Annotated in this window: 17 protein-coding genes; 7 read left to right on the forward strand and 10 right to left on the reverse strand. The window is 43.5% G+C overall.

The genetic code is table 11. The features are described 5' to 3' along the window. Nucleotides 1-103 precede the first annotated feature (103 nt). The 7 genes from H5114_RS05850 to rimI all read left to right on the forward strand — a co-directional run bounded on the left by H5114_RS05850 (nt 104) and on the right by rimI (nt 8,004). Nucleotides 104-1,393 (forward strand): MFS transporter, encoded by a 1,290-nt coding sequence (locus H5114_RS05850; protein WP_182722441.1) that lies wholly within the window; start codon nt 104-106, stop codon nt 1,391-1,393. 26 nt (nt 1,394-1,419) lie between these two features. Then, nucleotides 1,420-2,424 (forward strand): LacI family DNA-binding transcriptional regulator, encoded by a 1,005-nt coding sequence (locus H5114_RS05855; RefSeq protein ID WP_182722442.1) that lies wholly within the window; start codon nt 1,420-1,422, stop codon nt 2,422-2,424. A 241-nt stretch (nt 2,425-2,665) separates the two neighbouring features. Beyond that, complete coding sequence (locus tag H5114_RS05860) at nt 2,666-2,956, forward strand: DUF2607 family protein (RefSeq protein WP_124017794.1); 291 nt, start codon at nt 2,666-2,668, stop codon at nt 2,954-2,956. Nucleotides 2,957-3,041: 85 nt separating this feature from the next. Further along, entirely contained in the window at nt 3,042-5,201 is a 2,160-nt protein-coding gene (locus H5114_RS05865; protein ID WP_182722443.1) for a TonB-dependent siderophore receptor, read from the forward strand. Continuing rightward, the gene (locus H5114_RS05870) at nt 5,191-6,447 is read left to right on the forward strand and encodes a DUF1624 domain-containing protein (protein ID WP_182722444.1); all 1,257 of its coding nucleotides are present in this window, start codon (nt 5,191-5,193) and stop codon (nt 6,445-6,447) included. The genes H5114_RS05865 and H5114_RS05870 overlap by 11 nt, the downstream gene beginning before the upstream one ends. Before the next feature lie 539 nt (nt 6,448-6,986). After that, nucleotides 6,987-7,352, forward strand: coding sequence for a hypothetical protein (locus tag H5114_RS05875; RefSeq protein ID WP_124017797.1), 366 nt, complete (start codon nt 6,987-6,989; stop codon nt 7,350-7,352). Nucleotides 7,353-7,548: 196 nt separating this feature from the next. Continuing rightward, the gene (gene rimI, locus H5114_RS05880; RefSeq protein ID WP_404948344.1) at nt 7,549-8,004 is read left to right on the forward strand and encodes a ribosomal protein S18-alanine N-acetyltransferase; all 456 of its coding nucleotides are present in this window, start codon (nt 7,549-7,551) and stop codon (nt 8,002-8,004) included. Nucleotides 8,005-8,151: 147 nt separating this feature from the next. On the opposite strand, the gene lipA is transcribed toward rimI, so the two are convergent. The 10 genes from lipA to rsfS all read right to left on the reverse strand — a co-directional run bounded on the left by lipA (nt 8,152) and on the right by rsfS (nt 17,373). Next, complete coding sequence (lipA, locus tag H5114_RS05885) at nt 8,152-9,117, reverse strand: lipoyl synthase (RefSeq protein WP_124017799.1); 966 nt, start codon at nt 9,115-9,117, stop codon at nt 8,152-8,154. Beyond that, nucleotides 9,117-9,767, reverse strand: coding sequence for a lipoyl(octanoyl) transferase LipB (gene lipB, locus H5114_RS05890; protein WP_182722446.1), 651 nt, complete (start codon nt 9,765-9,767; stop codon nt 9,117-9,119). The genes lipA and lipB overlap by 1 nt, the downstream gene beginning before the upstream one ends. A gap of 102 nt (nt 9,768-9,869) precedes the next feature. Further along, complete coding sequence (ybeD, locus tag H5114_RS05895) at nt 9,870-10,136, reverse strand: DUF493 family protein YbeD (protein ID WP_011636177.1); 267 nt, start codon at nt 10,134-10,136, stop codon at nt 9,870-9,872. A 154-nt stretch (nt 10,137-10,290) separates the two neighbouring features. Then, nucleotides 10,291-11,403 carry a serine hydrolase gene (locus H5114_RS05900; protein WP_235781987.1) on the reverse strand — a complete coding sequence of 371 codons (1,113 nt, stop codon included), beginning with the start codon at nt 11,401-11,403 and terminating at the stop codon, nt 10,291-10,293. A 251-nt stretch (nt 11,404-11,654) separates the two neighbouring features. Continuing rightward, on the reverse strand, nt 11,655-12,467 hold the full coding sequence (locus tag H5114_RS05905) for a septal ring lytic transglycosylase RlpA family protein (protein ID WP_182698663.1): 813 nt from the start codon (nt 12,465-12,467) through the stop codon (nt 11,655-11,657). Beyond that, nucleotides 12,457-13,419, reverse strand: a complete 963-nt coding sequence (gene mltB / locus H5114_RS05910; protein ID WP_235781988.1) for a lytic murein transglycosylase B — start codon at nt 13,417-13,419, stop codon at nt 12,457-12,459. The genes H5114_RS05905 and mltB overlap by 11 nt, the downstream gene beginning before the upstream one ends. 65 nt (nt 13,420-13,484) lie before the next feature. Beyond that, nucleotides 13,485-14,591 carry a rod shape-determining protein RodA gene (rodA, locus tag H5114_RS05915; RefSeq protein ID WP_124017803.1) on the reverse strand — a complete coding sequence of 369 codons (1,107 nt, stop codon included), beginning with the start codon at nt 14,589-14,591 and terminating at the stop codon, nt 13,485-13,487. Beyond that, nucleotides 14,588-16,444 carry a penicillin-binding protein 2 gene (mrdA, locus tag H5114_RS05920; protein WP_124017804.1) on the reverse strand — a complete coding sequence of 619 codons (1,857 nt, stop codon included), beginning with the start codon at nt 16,442-16,444 and terminating at the stop codon, nt 14,588-14,590. The genes rodA and mrdA overlap by 4 nt, the downstream gene beginning before the upstream one ends. A gap of 129 nt (nt 16,445-16,573) precedes the next feature. Then, nucleotides 16,574-17,044 carry a 23S rRNA (pseudouridine(1915)-N(3))-methyltransferase RlmH gene (gene rlmH / locus H5114_RS05925; RefSeq protein WP_124017805.1) on the reverse strand — a complete coding sequence of 157 codons (471 nt, stop codon included), beginning with the start codon at nt 17,042-17,044 and terminating at the stop codon, nt 16,574-16,576. Further along, nucleotides 17,044-17,373, reverse strand: a complete 330-nt coding sequence (rsfS, locus tag H5114_RS05930) for a ribosome silencing factor (RefSeq protein ID WP_124017806.1) — start codon at nt 17,371-17,373, stop codon at nt 17,044-17,046. The genes rlmH and rsfS overlap by 1 nt, the downstream gene beginning before the upstream one ends. Between the last annotated feature and the right edge of the window lie 134 nt (nt 17,374-17,507).

The raw sequence follows: 17,507 nt of genomic DNA on the forward strand, positions 1-17,507 counted from the left end.
AAGCCGCGCGAGTAAGGGCTACAGGCATCAGCAACAAGATAATTCTGCGAGTGATGCCGTATGCCAAAGCCTAGATTTAGCTCCTAAAAAGTACCTTCAGTGGGTGCTTGGTGCAGGCTTTTTTGCGGCGTTTATCGCCCAGCAAGGGGTTGTGGCGTTAGCCTTACCCTATTATCAAATGCTGCGCGGCTTAGACCCTTTACTCTTAGGCGCTTTGCTGAGTTTACCTATCGTTTGTGGTGCAATGCTTTCGGGACGAATTATGTCGCTGTTGCAGCGACAATTGTGGACCGAGCGGCGGATAATATTAACCTGTGGTTGGGTAACCGCTTTGTTATTTGGCCTATTGTGGATGGTTCCAGCAAATTGGCCTATGGCTTGGCAGTGGGCTGTCTTAGTGATGTTATGTTTGTGCTATAGCCTATCCATGACAGTACTGATCCTCACCTTGAAGCTATTGGCCTTTCGTTTGGCCTTGGTAAGTGATGATGGGCAAGGGATATTTAGTCGTATTACCTTGTTTGAAAAGATTGCCGCGGTGTTGTACTTTTGGTTATTCCCATTAACTCAGTTAACTTTATTTACTGATGCTACTAGTGGTGTGAGAATAATAGGCTGGCTGGTGGGCTTAGGCTTAATCGGCAGTTTATGTACTTTGGTGGCTTGGCAATTCGCCCCTGAGCGAGTGCGATTAGGCGATAGCCGGATGAAAATCGCAACAGATATGGCGCCAACCTTGAGCGTGCATACTCGCCGGCAGGTTAACCAATTACTGTGGATCTCGGCATTGCAGTTTGGCGCTGTGGGGATTTGTATCAGTTTTGACTATTACTTGCTGGTATATTTTATGTCTGCAGGTGACGTGACCGAAGGCTCAATGCTTAAAGGTGCGTTATCGAGTGGCTATGCGATAGCGGGAGCCTTGTATTTACCCATACTCGCCCATGGGGTTAAACAATGGGGTGCTGTGGTAACATTACAAAGAGTACTCGTATTTACGGTTTTTGGCTGTTTACTTAAATGGTATGTGTATACGCCATATGGTTATTGGGCTTTGTGGATTGATGCTGTGATTGGTGCCGCTATTTGGACGGCGATGACCTGTATTATACCCAATATGCTCACTGAATTGGGGCGCGATACAGGTCAAGATATCAGTCCTTATTTAGTCAGTCGTCACCATACAGTGATCAGCATGAGTTTAGTGTTGGCAATGCTAGGGTCTGGTGAGTTACTCAATTTAGTCGGTTTTGATGCCAGTTTCGCGGGCAATCAAACGGATAGTACTTTGTTTGCTATGCGTTTATTATTGTCTTTTGGCAGTTTTATTTTTACCCTTGGTGCCCTAATGATCTTGTCTCGATACAAGGCCGATAGGTTAATTCATTCATAGTACGATTTCCGGTTAAAGGGGATAAATTGGCTACCATAAAAGATGTCGCGAGAGTGGCGGGTGTCTCAATTGCAACTGTATCACGGGTTGTTAACGGCCAGGGCAAGGTTGGCGCCCAGTGTCGTACACGAGTGCAGAAGGTGATAGAGCAACTTAACTATCGCCCAAATTCGAACGCCAAAGCGCTTGTCAAACGCAGTACTAATACGATTGGTATCGTCACGCCGAATTTATCTATGTCTTTTTTTAGTAGTTTGGCCTGCGGCGCAGAACGTGCTGCTCGTGAGCGTGGTTATGGCTTGATTATGCGTAATTCGCTTTATGAGACTCAGTCTGAAATCGATGCGATCGAATCCCTGCGTGACCAAAACTGTGATGCTATTATTCTCCACAGCGAATATTCGGATGAGTCGACTTTAATAGGCCTTACTGAACAAATCCCCGGGCTTGTGATCATCAACCGTTTTATCCCTAAAATTGCCGATCGCTGCGTTTGGCTCGACAATGTAACCAGTGCCCAAGAGGCGACTAACTACTTACTCGACCGCGGCCATCAAGATTTTGCGGTGATCACCAGTATTTACCAAAACCGCGATCCTGCGTCACGCATATTAGGGGTACGCCAAGCTCTGCTGTTGCGGGATATGAAGTTGCCCTTGGATGCCATTGAAGAGTCTACCGCGAATATGGAAGGTGGCGAAGCCGCTGTACAAGCCTTACTCGCAAGAGGCACACCATTCACGGCCATCTTAGCTTATAATGACTTAATGGCGATTGGCGCGATTCATGCATTATTTGCGGCGGGAATTCGGGTGCCAGAAGATGTCTCTGTGATTGGTTTTGATGACTTATCGATTGCCCGTGCTTGCCGTCCAAGATTGACGACCATGCATTACCCGATTGAGGAAATGGCCAATTATGCTACAGATTTAGCGATTAAGTTAGCGTCAAATACTACGCCTGAGTCCCGTAATACTCACCTTTTTTTGTCCAACTTAGTCGAGCGAGACTCAGTTGCAGCCTTAGTTTAAACACGTCCTCGTTATCTTGTTGATGGTGGAGTCAGGCTCGAATCCTCGTTCACAAGGTGGAACGACCTGACTCTATGATGTCCGTGATGAGGTACTTAGAGTGATTTTCCTCCAACAAACTCCTTCAACAAACTGTCAAATCCCGCTTGTAACATTTAAGCTGCGACTTAGGTAAATTGGTTTGCAACTTTAGTTGTGTTTAACATACAATCGCCAGCCAAATGAGTTGAGGAAGTATGGTTTGAATAGTGTGATGCAAACAAGACGCACCCTAGCAATATGGCTTGCCGCCATGTTGGTGCTTTTGTCTGTGGCCATTGCTGTTCACAGTATTGCCCATGCCAATGAAGATCCTAAGTCTCATTGTTCGCTGTGCTTACATCAGCATCAGTTGCAACATGCGATAACCAGTACGCCCTTTCATTTTCAATTGGCTCAGCAGAGTTATATCTCGGTTGAGTTCCAAGCCATTTCCTTTAAACGACCTTTTAGTCGTTTCTTCAATAGTCGTGCTCCGCCCATAACAGCATAAGTTACTTTTTATTAGATATATCTTAATTAACTTTGAGCGTCTTGGCTTAGCTAAGACGTCGATGCTGTTTATTTTCGGAGTGAAAATGACCTCTTTTTATATTCCCAAGCGCGCTGCGCTGTTGCTGGGCGCCTTGTTTGTGCTCAATCCTATTTCAATGCTGCTGGCCGCAGAAGACCGTCAAGTGAGTGACACTGCTCAAGATACAGCTCTTGGCACTGAGATTGAGCGTTTAAGTATCCACTATCGCCAAGCCTATCGTGGCAATGTTTCTGCAACTGAACTTCCGCAAGCGATAAGTGTGTTAGACGAGCAATTGATGAAAGATGCGGGACTGACAAGGTTTCAAGATGTGCTGGATTATTCCGCCAGTGTGGCGCGGCAAAACAATGGTGGCGGTTTGTGGGATAGCTTTTCCCTGCGCGGCTTTCCGGGTAATGAAAACATGCCATCGGGCTATTTAATTAATGGCTTTAATGGTGGCCGAGGTTTTAGTGGTCATAGGGATTTATCAAATGTGGCCTATGTCGAGATCTTAAAAGGTCCTGGTTCGGCGCTTTATGGTCGCTCGGAACCCGGTGGTACAGTCAATATTGTGACTAAGAAACCTCAGTATCAAACCAGTGGTTATGTAAAAGCATCTGCGGGAAGTTTCGATCAATATCGATTAGAGGGGGATGTGACTTCCGGCTTGACCGACAATGTGGCATTTCGGATTAACGGTGCGTGGCAGGAACACGATAGTTTTCGCGATTATGTGTTCAGCGATAAAAAAATCATCACGCCGTCTGTGCGTTGGCAGATTTCTGATAAAGCCTCGCTACTCTATGAAATGGAATATCTCAAACAGGAACAGCTATTCGATCGCGGCATTATTGTGCTCAACAACGATATCAATACTGTGCCACGCTCACGTTATTTAGGTGAACCTAATGATGGCGCAACTGTGGTCAATGCCACTGGGCACCAGCTGACCTATGACTATCAATTAAATGATGATTGGTCACTCACCGCGGGCTATAACTATCGCGATTCTAGCTTGAAGGGCTTTTCCTCTGATGCTGAGTTAGCAGCGGGCAGACAATCGCTATTTGATGATGGCCGCACGCTCACCCGGCAGCATAGATACCGAGATTATGCCTCTGAGGATAACTCGCTGCGTCTAGAGTTAAGTGGTCATGTGGATAGCGGTTTTATTCGCCACAATTTACTGATCGGTGCTGACGCCTATCATTATGATTTGAAGACGGGACTGTACCGCCACCGAGGCCGAAAAAGGGAATATGCCATCGATATTTTTGAGCCCCAATATGGCGGGACTCAACCCGAGGTCAGTTTGTTGTATGAGGATAATGAAACCCAACAGGCATGGGGGACTTATCTGCAAGATCAAATGGATTTAACTGAGAAATGGAAGCTGCATTTAGGGCTGAGATTCGACCGTTATAAGCAAGATATCGGTGAAGTTGTCAATGATACGTTATCTAAGCAAACTGAAAGTCGAGTCAGCCCAAAAGTGGGTTTAGTATATTTGTGGTCTGATGCATTAAGTTTTTATTCCTCGTATTCTGAAGGCTTTTTACCGCTTTCTGGAACCGACTACACGGGTAAGCCTTTCGAAGCTGAAGAGAGTCAGTCGCTTGAGCTAGGAATGAAGTTTAATCTTACTTGGCTAAATGATCTGGCGGTGAATGGCAGCTTGGCGGTGTTCAATGCGCAAAAGAGCAATATTTTGACCTCAGATCCTGTCAATGTTGGCTTTGCAGCCACCTTAGGGGAGGCAAAAAGTAGCGGCGTTGAACTTGATATCGCTGCCGAGTTGACGGACTCTTTACAGGCTAAATTATCCTACGCTTATTTGAATACACGTACCGCAAATGACAGTTTGAATCCAGACTGGGGCGAACTAATTCCTGCAGGCAGTCCTTTGGTCAATGTGCCAAAACATACGGCGAGTTTGCTACTGAAACAGGATCTGAGCGGATTATCTATTGATGGTCACTTAGGTTTGAGCTGGCGCTATATTGACTCACGCCTTGGCGATTCCGCCGATCCCAGTTTTCAATTACCTGCTTATCAGCTGCTTGGGTTATTTATCAATACGCACCTGAGCGATAATCTAAACCTTGGGGTGAATTTGGATAACGTACTGGATGAGCATTATATCGCCAACAGTTATTCAGCACTTTGGGCTGTACCGGGTGAGCCACGTAGCATTAAGGTGAGTGTCAGTTATGAATTCTAATATCAGTTCGAATCCTTCGTTGTCAGCCAATATTGCGAAACAAGCATCGAGTCCAACGCTTGGCCGAAGCCGTATCAATAGTATCGATATGATGCGCGGTGCAGTGATGTTGATCATGTTGCTCGATCATGCACGGGAGCGGTTTTTCTTTCATATGCAGGTGAGCGATCCTATGGATTTGAGTTCGACCTCTTGGGGGCTTTTTTTGAGTCGCTTTGCCGCCCATTTTTGTGCGCCGGTTTTTGTGTTCTTAACCGGGGTTTCTGCATGGCTTTATGCCAATCGTAGCCATGGCGAGCCACGTTCAGCACGTATGTTTTTGATTAAACGCGGACTGTTTTTAATCGCGCTGGAAATTTTAGTGATTAACTTCTCTAACCTCTCTTGGATGGTCAGCTATTACACCCTCTGGTTACAAGTGATTTGGGTGATTGGTCTGAGTATGCTAGCGCTCGCTGCGCTGATAAAACTGCCTAGACCTTGGATGGCTGTTTTAGGTTTAGCGATTGTTTTTGGCCATAATCTATTGACGCCTATTGGCTTTCAACCCAATGAGTGGGCTTATAGTCTGTGGACCATATTGCACGATCGCGGCTATCTCATCAGCGAAGGTGCGCTTAGGGTTAAGGTGAGTTATCCCGTGCTACCTTGGATTGGGGTGATTTTACTGGGCTATGTGGCTGGGCCAATTTTCAGTCAAAAATCCAATGGTAACCAGCTTGAAGCCTCGCAGCGCCAGCAAACACTGTTGAAGTTAGGAATAAGCTGCTGGGTACTTTTTGCCGTGCTACGCGGGTTTAACCTTTATGGTGAAACCTTGCCTTGGCAGGCGGGGGCGAATTTTGGTGAAACCTTAATGTCGGTCGTTAACTTAACCAAATACCCGCCATCGTTAAGCTTTTTACTGGTGACCTTAGGCGGGATGTTTTTCTGCTTAGTCGCGTTTGAGCGGCACTTTGCATCAGACGGGAAAGCTGATGGGAGTTTAGCGCGAGTCGGCCATTGGTTGTCTGTGTTTGGCTCAGTACCGATGTTTTTTTATATCTTGCATTTGTACGTGCTGTTATTGCTTTATACCTTAGCGAAATTCACCTTTGGTGCTAATCATGGTGAATTTTATGGAGTCAATAGTATCGGCTGGGTTTGGTTGATTGCAGCTTTGTTAGCCGTCGGACTCTATTATCCTGTTAAACGGTTTAGCCAGTATAAAAAAAATAGCACTCAGGCTTGGATAAAGTACCTCTAAGCCTAAGTGCTTCTAAACCTGAGTGATGTTGTTTTAAAGGCAAAAGTCGCCAAGCAGTCATGTTTGGCGACTTTTTGTTTTGGTTAGCACAATAATCCATTTAGCCAATTATTTTATGAATAAGCTATGCTGTATTCAGGCATTTTTTCATCTAGCTGAATACCTTGGATAAGCAGTTTCGCAGTCGTTTCATCATTGGCTCGATTTACCTGTGAAAACTGTGAGTCTTAAGATACAGGCTGTCGGTCAATGCTTGGTTAAGACTCGCGGTGATTTCACTTCTGTTGGCTTGATAGCTAAGTTAATCATGGCGTTATCCTGCTGTTATTTTGCTAGAGTGTTCAGTCTAATCTTATGATATTCAATGTGAAATGAGTTAAGTCGATTGGTATTTAAAGGTTATATTCCAGAAATTATCCATCCTATAATCGGCTTGATACCATCTCCTTTAGCCGTGTTGCACTAACAATAACGTGCTAAAACTGCTATTCTAGCGGCATATTGTGAGTCGATAATTTAATTGAATAAAACTGACCCTAATGAATAAATCAGCCTATTTAACTGCCATGAATGTGACCACTTGGCGAGTGCGCGATACTAAGGTAAAACCTTATTTAGTGATTTGGGATGAAAACGGTGAGTTACCTGAAGCTGAGCCGCTTATCGACGCCGTGCTTAAGCTTATCGATGTAAAACGCGAAGAGTGTGACTTTGACTGTGAGCCTCATACGGGTAAACAGATTGTTTGGGATTTACGTCGTCATAAAGTCAGACCACGCACTGCATGGCTTCTATCAGAACCTTTAGCTGATTTATTGGTGGGTTGGCAGGCTAAAAGCGCCCTTTGGCAGCAGATTTACCAATGGCGCGAGCAAGTCAGCGGCCAAGCTAGGGGCAAGTCATAACTCAAATCTCATCAATCAGACTGAACTCAGTTTTTAACAAACCTTTGCTTGTGAACAGATTAATCACACATTTTTGGGAATATATGCTTTGAGCCCCTCTTTAGTAGATAGCCTATCCTCAGCGCAGCTTACCACGCCACTCACTTTAGGTTTGCCTGTGGAGCTTGTCGCGCTGGCACCAATCGATGTTCCTCAAATGGCGCAGCTTGAATCTTTGGCCCATAGCCATCCCATGAGCGCGGGGAACCTTGCCGATTGTTTCGGGCACTTGTACCGGGTTTTAGGTTTAAAGCTGAGTGCTGACTTAGCTCCTAATACTTATGCTGCTGTCAATTCTGATTCAGTCGAAGGCCTTTTGGGGTTTGCGATAGTGCAGCAGATAGTCGATGAAGTGACCTTATTGGATATTTGTCTATTACCGAGCCAGCAGGGCAAAGGCTACGGCAAGTTATTATTGAATGCTGTTATGGCTTCGGCTAAGGCGTCTGGCGCTGTAGTGCTGATGTTAGAAGTGCGAGAATCCAATCTTGCAGCCCGTACCTTGTATCAAAAGGCAGGCTTTATTGAATCGGGCCGTCGTAAAGGTTATTACCTAATAGAGGGCGGTAAAGAAGACGCGATCTTGATGGATTTAGCGATTACCCAAGAATAAGCTGTGTATTAGCAACCATGTCGTAAAACGATAGCTATGCGAACAATTGTTATAAACAACAGCCATAAAAAACAGCGCCTAAGCGCTGTTTTTTTTATGGTTAATCCTGGTATCTACATAAGGATTATCTGTATCTAAGCGATAAGGTTATTTAACTTCTTTACCTTGGGCTTGCAGATCGGCATGGTAGCTTGAGCGCACTAATGGGCCACAGGCTGCATGGGTAAAACCTAACTCATCGGCTAAGGCTTTAAGCTGGTCAAACTCTGCTGGCGGTACATAACGTTCAACTGGTAAGTGGAACTTAGAAGGCTGTAAGTATTGGCCCAAAGTCAGCATTTCAACCTTGTGGGCACGCAAGTCGCGCAATACTTCGGCTATTTCTTCGTTAGTTTCACCTAGACCCATCATTAATCCAGACTTAGTCGGAATCGTTGGATGACGCTCTTTAAAGCGTTTTAGTAGATCTAGTGACCACTGATAGTTAGCACCTGGACGTGCTTTGCGGTAATGAGCTGGAGCCGTCTCAAGATTGTGATTAAATACATCAGGAGGCTCTGTCGCTAAAATATCTAACGCCGCATCGATGCGACCACGGAAATCAGGAACAAGAGTTTCAATCTTGATTTCAGGGTTTAATAAACGAATTTCGCGAATACAGTCAGCAAAATGCTGGGCACCGCCATCACGTAAATCATCACGGTCAACAGAAGTGATTACCACATATTTTAACTTCATGTCTTTGATCGTTTGAGCTAGTTTTTTAGGCTCATCGGCATCAGCTTTGAGTGGGCGACCATGGGCGACGTCGCAGAATGGACAACGACGAGTACAAATCGCACCCAAAATCATAAAGGTAGCGGTGCCGTGGTTAAAGCATTCTGCCAAGTTTGGGCAAGACGCTTCTTCACACACTGAATGTAATCCATTTTTACGTAATGCCGCTTTGATATCGAGAATACGTTGATTTGATGCAGGTAATTTTACCCGCAACCAATCAGGCTTACGCAGCATCGTTTCGCGCTCTGATGGCACTACTTTTACAGGAATTCGAGCGACTTTATCGGCATCACGTAATTTGACACCTGGTTGTAATCTTTCAGGCCTATTCATTATTCTGCTAATCCTTGATGATGTACAAGTTGTTGGTAGCCCATAATTTGGCTAAAGGTTTGGATTAATTTATCACCAGCTTCAAGCACTGTTTGTGGACCACCCAATGCTTTACATTGCACCATTTCTAAACCGGCATATCCGCAAGGGTTGATGCGCTGGAATGGGGCTAAATCCATGTCGACATTAAGTGCTAAGCCGTGAAAAGAGCAGCCTTTACGAATGCGTAATCCTAAAGAGGCTACTTTTCGTTCTGTGACATAAACACCTGGAGCGTCAGCTTTTGCGTAAGCATTGATATGGTACTGAGCAAGCATATCGACAATGCTCTGCTCTATATTATTCACTAGCTGACGCACACCGAGTTTATTACGTTTTATATCGATAAGTGGATAAACCACTAATTGACCCGGTCCGTGATAAGTCACTTGACCACCACGGTCTACTTGAATGACCGGAATGTTACCTGGGTTGAGTATATGCTCACTTTTACCTGCCTGGCCCTGAGTAAATACCGGCTGATGCTCAACAATCCACAGTTCATCATGGCTATCGCTATCACGAGTGTCAGTATATTCCTGCATTGCATGCCATGTCGATTCATAGTCTTGCATGCCAAGGTGGCGAATGTGCAGTGTTTGTGCTTGCAAGGGCAACGTCTCCCCCAGATAAAGGTGTGTGTCCATCAGATCAATGGATTAATAGTTGAGTATCATACGCAAGTTTATTGTTAAAGAAGACTCATTTGGATCTTACAGTACACGTTTTACGCCTTCAATTGCGGCAAGATCAATGTACGCTTTTTCAATATGTTCTTTGCTAGTAACCGTAATACGGATAGTGACTGAATAGTAACTGCCTTTACTCGATGCTTTCACACTCGGAACGTAATCTCCCGGTGCCAGTTGTTGTGCAACGGCAACGACACGATCGGCTAAGGTATCATCCGCATCCCCGATCACTTTGAAAGGGCACGAATTAGGAAATTCCATTACTTGGTCAAAGGTTGTATTTAACATTTAGCTTACTCAATTCTGTTTGGTATTACTTATATGGTGGTGATTATACCCGATTCAAGCCTGATAGATCTGAAAAATTAAAGCCGCTGATTAGGCGGCTTTAATTAGCTGATTCACTTATAGATCTATTAATAGAGTGTATAAATTAGTTTCATTACTCGAACCAGCTTGCGAACATTTGTTTGAAGTAATCCATTAATTTGCTAACCCAGCTGCCTTCTTGGACTTCATTTAGCGTCACCAGTGGGAACTGAGCAATATCTTTTCCGTCAAGTTGGAAAAAGACACGGCCTACAGTTTCACCTTTGGCAAGCGGTGCTGTTAATGGTTTGGTTAATTCAAAGTTCGCTTGTAAATCTTTTGCTTGACCACGGCTAATGGTGATTGGGGTATCTGTCATCACACCAAGATCAACGGTTTCTCTATCGCCGTACCAAATTTGTTGAGTGACGAAAGTATCGCCAGCTTTGTAAGGGGTAATGGTTTCAAAGAAACGGAAACCATAATTAAGTAGTTTCTTACTTTCAGCTTTACGCGCAGATTCACTTGATGTGCCCATGACTACGCTGATAAGACGCATACCATCACTTGTACCAGAGGCCACTAAGTTGTAGCCTGCTCCAGATGTATGACCTGTTTTGATACCATCAACATTTAAGCTTTTATCCCATAATAAGCCGTTACGGTTATATTGTTTGATTCCGTTATAGGTAAAAGACTTCTCAGAATACACTTTGTATTCATCAGGCACGTCACGGATTAATGCTGCCCCTAAAAGAGCCATATCATAAGCGGTTGATTTATGATCTTGAGCATCTAAACCATGAGAGTTTTCAAAGTAGCTGTCTTTCATTCCTAACTGTTTGGCCCATGAATTCATTAAATCAACGAATGCGCCTTCTGTTCCAGCAATGTGTTCAGCCATTGCCACACAGGCATCATTGCCTGATTGAATGATGATGCCGCGATTTAAGTCGTGAACTTTGACCGTTTTACCCACTTCAATAAACATTTTAGATGAATCAGGGAAGTTCTTTGCCCAAGCATTTTTGGTAATAGCAACATCGTCATCTAATGATACATTGCCAGCTTTAATTTCCTGACCAATCACATAACTGGTCATCATCTTAGTCAAGCTGGCTGGGTTTAAACTTTCGTAGGCATTTTCTTCAGCTATAACTCTGCCAGAATTATAATCCATTAGTACATAGGCTTTAGCCGCAACACTTGGTGCGTCTGGCGTCACCATAGGTGCACGATTTGGCATTGGACGTACATCTGGTTGTGGCGTTGCAGCAAGTGAAGAAAAACAGACAACTGATGCAAAAAGCATAGTTGATAATTGAGCGGTTTTGGATGTCATCATGAAGTTAGCACGTCTCTAGTTAGTCGAAGAAAAGACAAAGATCGATTGGTATAATGATAGATTATACATTAGTAGGCAGTCATTTCGCATTAAGGTTCATTCATCCAATGTAAATGAACCTTAATGTTGTCATTTAGTGCCGTTATTGTGGTTTACGGTACGATAAAGCTTTGTGGATAGCCATCAGCTTGGACACGATCGAGCAACTTATTCGTTAGATGAATTTGCTGTATGGGTCCTAACTGTAATTTATGCATACCATTAACGGATGTTACCCGAGATGTCACGGCATATTTAGTTTCTAACTGTTTAGCCAACATATTGATGCGAAGTTTATCTTGTGAGGCGGCAACTTGAATAAAATGATTATCGTTATCTTTTAAATCGCTGATAACTCGCTCTTCTGGTGACGGAATGTAAACGGTTTCGATGGCCACCTTTGCCGTTCCTCTGGCCAGCATACCTAAGTGATAAGCGGCCGCATAAGAAAGATCAATCACTCGACCATGATGAAATGGTCCACGATCGTTAACACGGACAATAATTTGCTTATTATTCTCTAAGTTAGTCACTTTAACATAACTCGGTAAGGGCAAGTTTTTATGTGCTGCAGACATGGTATACATATCATAGGTTTCACCATTTGACGTTAAATGGCCATGAAACTTTGAACCATACCATGAGGCATTACCTTGTTCTTTAAAGCCCTTACCACTGTCGAGCACTTGATAGCTTTTACCTAATACAGTGTAGTTTCGATTGCCTTGTCTGCTGTAAGGTTCGTATTTAGGCTGGGCATTTTTCACCAAGCTAACGTCAGGTGCGTCATCTGGATAACGGTCATTAGCCATTTGATAACGGCTTTTTTTACCTGAAGTGTTTTTCCCTGCCTCATTTGATGAGCAGCCTAACAGTAATAGACTACTTAGTATCATTAGCAGGATGAAACGGCAATTAAAGTCCATGTTGATTTACCGATTTGTAATGTGCATTAAGTTGTTGGCTGAATTGATATACCGCCATGGCATAAAGTGGGCTTCTGTTATATCGGGTAATGACATAAAAGTTTTTCAGTCCTAGCCAATACTCTGCTTTATCAGGTTGATCTAATTTGATTAATAGGGCTTTTTGAGAAGCATCCAAATCTTGGTTATCGGCTAAACTTAATGTTGGGCTAAGAATATCCGCTACCTTGTAGTGCAGTTTTTCTTTAGTCCAAACATTAGCCTTGGGAGCTGTGCTTGAGGTGTGATTGAGCAATAGCGCCACAGGTTGGCCTTTTTGCCAACCGTGTTGATGAAAATAGTTCGCTACACTGCCAATGGCATCGGCTTTACTGGTTAATAAATCTCGGCGACCGTCACCGTCAAAGTCGACAGCATAATGGCGATAACTTGAAGGGATAAATTGACCATAACCCATAGCGCCAGCATATGAACCTTTTAAGGTGCTGTTATCAAGCTTTTCTTCTTTGATTAGTGCCATTAAATTTGCGTATTCACTGCGAAAAAATGTAGCTCTTGGTGGATAATAAAAACCTAAAGTATAGAGTGCATCTTGTACACGATAGTTACCCATATAGCCGCCATAAAAGGTTTCGATACCGATAATGGCAACAATAATTTGCGGGTCAACGTTAAATTTTTCAGCAGCTTGGCTAATAACCACCTGGTTTTCTTGCCAGAATGCTAAACCTTTTTCAAGGCGCTTGTCGGTAAGAAAAATAGGATAATATTGGTGCCAAGGTTTGGCTTCCCAAGGTTTAGTCATGGCATCTATGATGCTCTGGTCGAAGGTGGACGTCGATAGGAAATGTTCTACATCTGCTTTACTGGCGCCTTTTTCGACCTGTTGTTTCACAAATGCATTTTGCAATGCTTGAGGATCATTTTCTGTTGCCGCGTTGAGGTTGAACATAATGCTGCAAAGTAGTGTAAAGCTGGCGATTTGAGCGGTTATTTTTATCATAGTTAAAGTTGATCCTATCGGTCGACAAATCGTCTGTGGGTGTGAATGCTCATTAAAATACCGAAGCCCGTCATTAAGGTTAGCATGGAGGTTCCACCATAACTTATCAGTGGTAAAGGTACGCCAACCACAGGTAAAATACCTGATACCATACCAATGTTAACAAACACGTAAACGAAGAATGTTAAGGTAATACTTCCGGCCAACAAGCGTGCGAAGCTAGTCTGTGCTCGTGAAGCAATAACTAAACCTCTGCCAATCACAAATAAATACATAGCAAGTAATACTAAGCTGCCAATAAGTCCAAACTCTTCGCCTATCACGGCAAAGATGAAGTCAGTATGTCGCTCAGGTAAAAACTCTAATTGTGATTGAGTGCCATCAAGCCAACCTTTCCCCCAGATCCCACCAGAGCCAATGGCAATTTTAGATTGGATGATATGATAACCCGCGCCTAAAGGATCTTGTTCAGGATTAAATAAGGTTAATACTCGAGTACGCTGATAATCGTGCATCAAGAAGAACCACAACACAGGTAAAAAGATCAGAATAGCGGCGATAAACCCGCCTACAATTAACCAGCTCATACCCGACAAAAACAGGACGAAGACCCCTGATGCTGCCACTAAAATAGAGGTGCCTAAGTCAGGTTGTTTGGCGATTAATAGTGTTGGGATCAGTAAAATAATCACCCCGCCAGCTAAGTAGCGTTTTTTGGGCGGTAATGGGAACTTACTGATGTACCAAGCCATGGTGATCGGGAAGGCCAGTTTAATCAATTCCGATGGCTGAAACTCCATGAAACCGAGATTTAACCAACGCTGTGCGCCTTTATTAATGGTGCCAAATAACTCTACGCCCAACAGCAATATTATTCCGGCAATATAAATAGGGAATGCCCAGCGTCTGAGTATTTCAGGGTTGATTTGTGCAAAACAAAACATCACGCCTAGGGATAGCGTCATCCGCACTAGTTGACGCTCCATCATGGCAGGATCTTCACCACTGGCGGAGTAAATAATAAAAAGCCCGAACCCCATTAGTATTAATAAGCCAATGAGCAATGGCAGATCTATGTGGATGCTCTGCCAAAACGATTTTTGATACGGATGATTATTCATGGTTTTACCGCCCATTCGTCGCGTAACATATATTCATCGAGTAATGCTCTTGCGACCGGTCCGGCATTTTTTCCACCCCATCCCGCATTTTCAAGTACCACAGCCAAAACAATACGAGGATTTTCATAAGGTGCATAAGCAACCACTAATGCATTATCGCGTAAGTGATCCGCTACTGTGTCGGCATTATACTTTTGATCTTTGCCAACACTAAATACCTGTGCCGTACCTGTTTTCATCGCCGCGGTATAACTTGCATCCGTAAAGTGCGATTTATCCGCAGTTTGGCGCATAGCCTCATTAATGATGTCCCAATTATTTGGATCTTTAAGCTCTATTGGTATTTGCTCATCAATGGGAGAATCAATTTTAACGGTACTATTTTTAAAGGATTTTAATAGATGAGGTGTAAATCGCTTACCTTTATTAGCCATAATGGTGACCGCATTAGCAAGCTGTAAAGGGGTAGTTGTCCAATAGCCTTGGCCAATACCAACCGAAATGGTATCGCCGTTATACCAAGGCTGATTATAACGCATTCTTTTCCAGTCTCTAGAGGGCATAACACCATCAGATTCTTCAAAAATATCAATGCCAGTGCTTCTACCAAAGCCAAAGCGATCCATAAAGATAGCCATTTTATCAATGCCAACTTTGTAGACAAGGTCGTAAAAGAAAATATCACATGACTCGACAATGGCATGGTAGATATCTACCCAGCCGTGGCCCCATTTCTTCCAATCGCCCCATTTACGATCGACTCCGGGCATTTGCCAATAGCCAGGATCCCAAATACGCGTGCGTTCACTAATGATTTTTTCTTCTAAACCAAGTAATGCCACATGTGGCTTGATCGTTGATGCTGGAGAGTATTGCCCTTGGGTTGCACGGTTAATTAATGGCCGCGATTTATCATTTAACAGGTCATTATAGGCTTTAGAGGTAATGCCATGAACAAATGGATTAGGATCATATGATGGGCTGGAGATCATCGCTAAAACACCGCCATCTCTGGGATCTATTGCGACAACAGAGCCTTTTCGGCCATCTAACAGTTCCATGGCTTTTTGCTGTAGTTTGAGATCGAGTGTGAGATAGATATCTTGTCCCGGTGTCGGCGGTGTAACTTTGAGTGTACGGATCACTCTGCCACGATTATTCACTTCTTCTTCGAGGTGACCAGGAGTGCCATGAAGCAAACTTTCATAAAATTTTTCAATACCTTGCTTACCAATATCTTTGGTTGCAGCATAGTTTTTCCACTGACTACCTTTTTCAAGTAATGCTTTATCTCGGGTATTAATTTTGCCAACATAGCCAAGTACATGGGTCAATAATGCATTGTAAGGGTAATGACGCTTAAGGCCCGCTTCAACGTAAATACCGGGAAATTTATATTGATTGACACTAAAAATAGCGACTTCTTCGTCTGTTAACTTACTTTTGATGGTTAACGGTTTAAAGCGACGATGAAACTTTAGGTTTTCAGTGATACTTTCGCGATCATCTTCTGAAAGTTCAATGAAGCTATTAAGCTCATCTAACGTCGCTGTCATATCATCGACTTTTTCTGGGATGAGTTCTAGAGAGTAATAAGGTTGGTTTTCGGCTAATAGTACGCCATTACGGTCATAAATAAGTCCTCTACTTGGTGGCGTTGGAACGACCCGAATACGGTTATCATTTGACCGAGTTTCATAATCTTTATAGGAGACAACTTGAAGGTGATAAAGATTGGAAAATAATATGCAGAGTAATATAAATACGCAAAGAAAAGTGAAGAATGCCCGGCGCTTAAATAGCGCGGCTTCTGCGGCGTGATCATGCATGGTAATGCGCTTTTTTGGCGGCACTTATGCTATCCCCGTCGTGACCAAATTAAAGGTTAGATTATTAAAGGCCACAGTATCAGCTGATAAAAATGAAAAATAGAGCTGCATGATAATCATTATCTGTAAACTAAGTTATTCATGCGACTGAATTTATTCTCTATGATACGGATGGTTGTTATTGACGCTCCAAGCTCGGTATAGGCTTTCTGCTACGATAACCCTAACCAAAGGATGAGGTAGGGTTAGTGCAGATAAACACCAGCTTTGGTTGGCCGCCTCTTTACAAGCAGGTGAAAGTCCTTCTGGGCCACCAATCAACAAACTGACGTCTCTACCATCGAGTTGCCACTTTGTCATTTGCTCGGCAAGCTCTGGTGTTGTCCAATTTTTGCCGGGTAAATCTAAGCTGACAATGTGGTTACCTTTGGCTACTGCCGCTAGCATTAGTTCGCCTTCCTTATTTAAAATTCGGGCGATATCGGCATTTTTTCCGCGCTTCCCTGCTGGGATTTCGATGAGTTCCAAGGCCATATCTCTAGGGAAACGGCGTTGGTATTCTTCGAAGCCTCGGGTTACCCAATCGGGCATTTTGGTGCCAACGGCAATAAGCTGTAACTTCATTAGACGTTATGTTCAGACCACAGTTTTTCAAGCTCGTAATAATCACGAGTTTGTTCTTGCATCACGTGCAAAATAACAGAGCCTAAATCAACTAAAACCCATTCGCTGCTGTCACGACCTTCAACCCCAAGAGGTTGTACGCCTGCGTCTTTTGCTGACACGATCACGTGCTCACCAATAGAACGAACGTGTGTTTTCGACGTACCAGTACAAATGATCATGGTGTCGGTAATAGTTGACCGCTTAGAAACATCGATAACAGTAATATTTTTTGCTTTTAAATCATCGACTTTGTCGATAACGAAATCTTTTAGTTCGGTGCCTTGCACGCGAAGTACCTCATAAGTAAAAATTAACGGAGTATTATACTCAAATTCACTGTTAATGCGCAATTAAGCAGGCGTAAACAACGATAGAATTAATTTAGCGCCCGATACTGAGCGGATTAATAATCCTGCTCATG

This window comes from Shewanella sp. SR43-8, assembly GCF_014163775.1.
Lineage (GTDB): Bacteria > Pseudomonadota > Gammaproteobacteria > Enterobacterales > Shewanellaceae > Shewanella > Shewanella vesiculosa.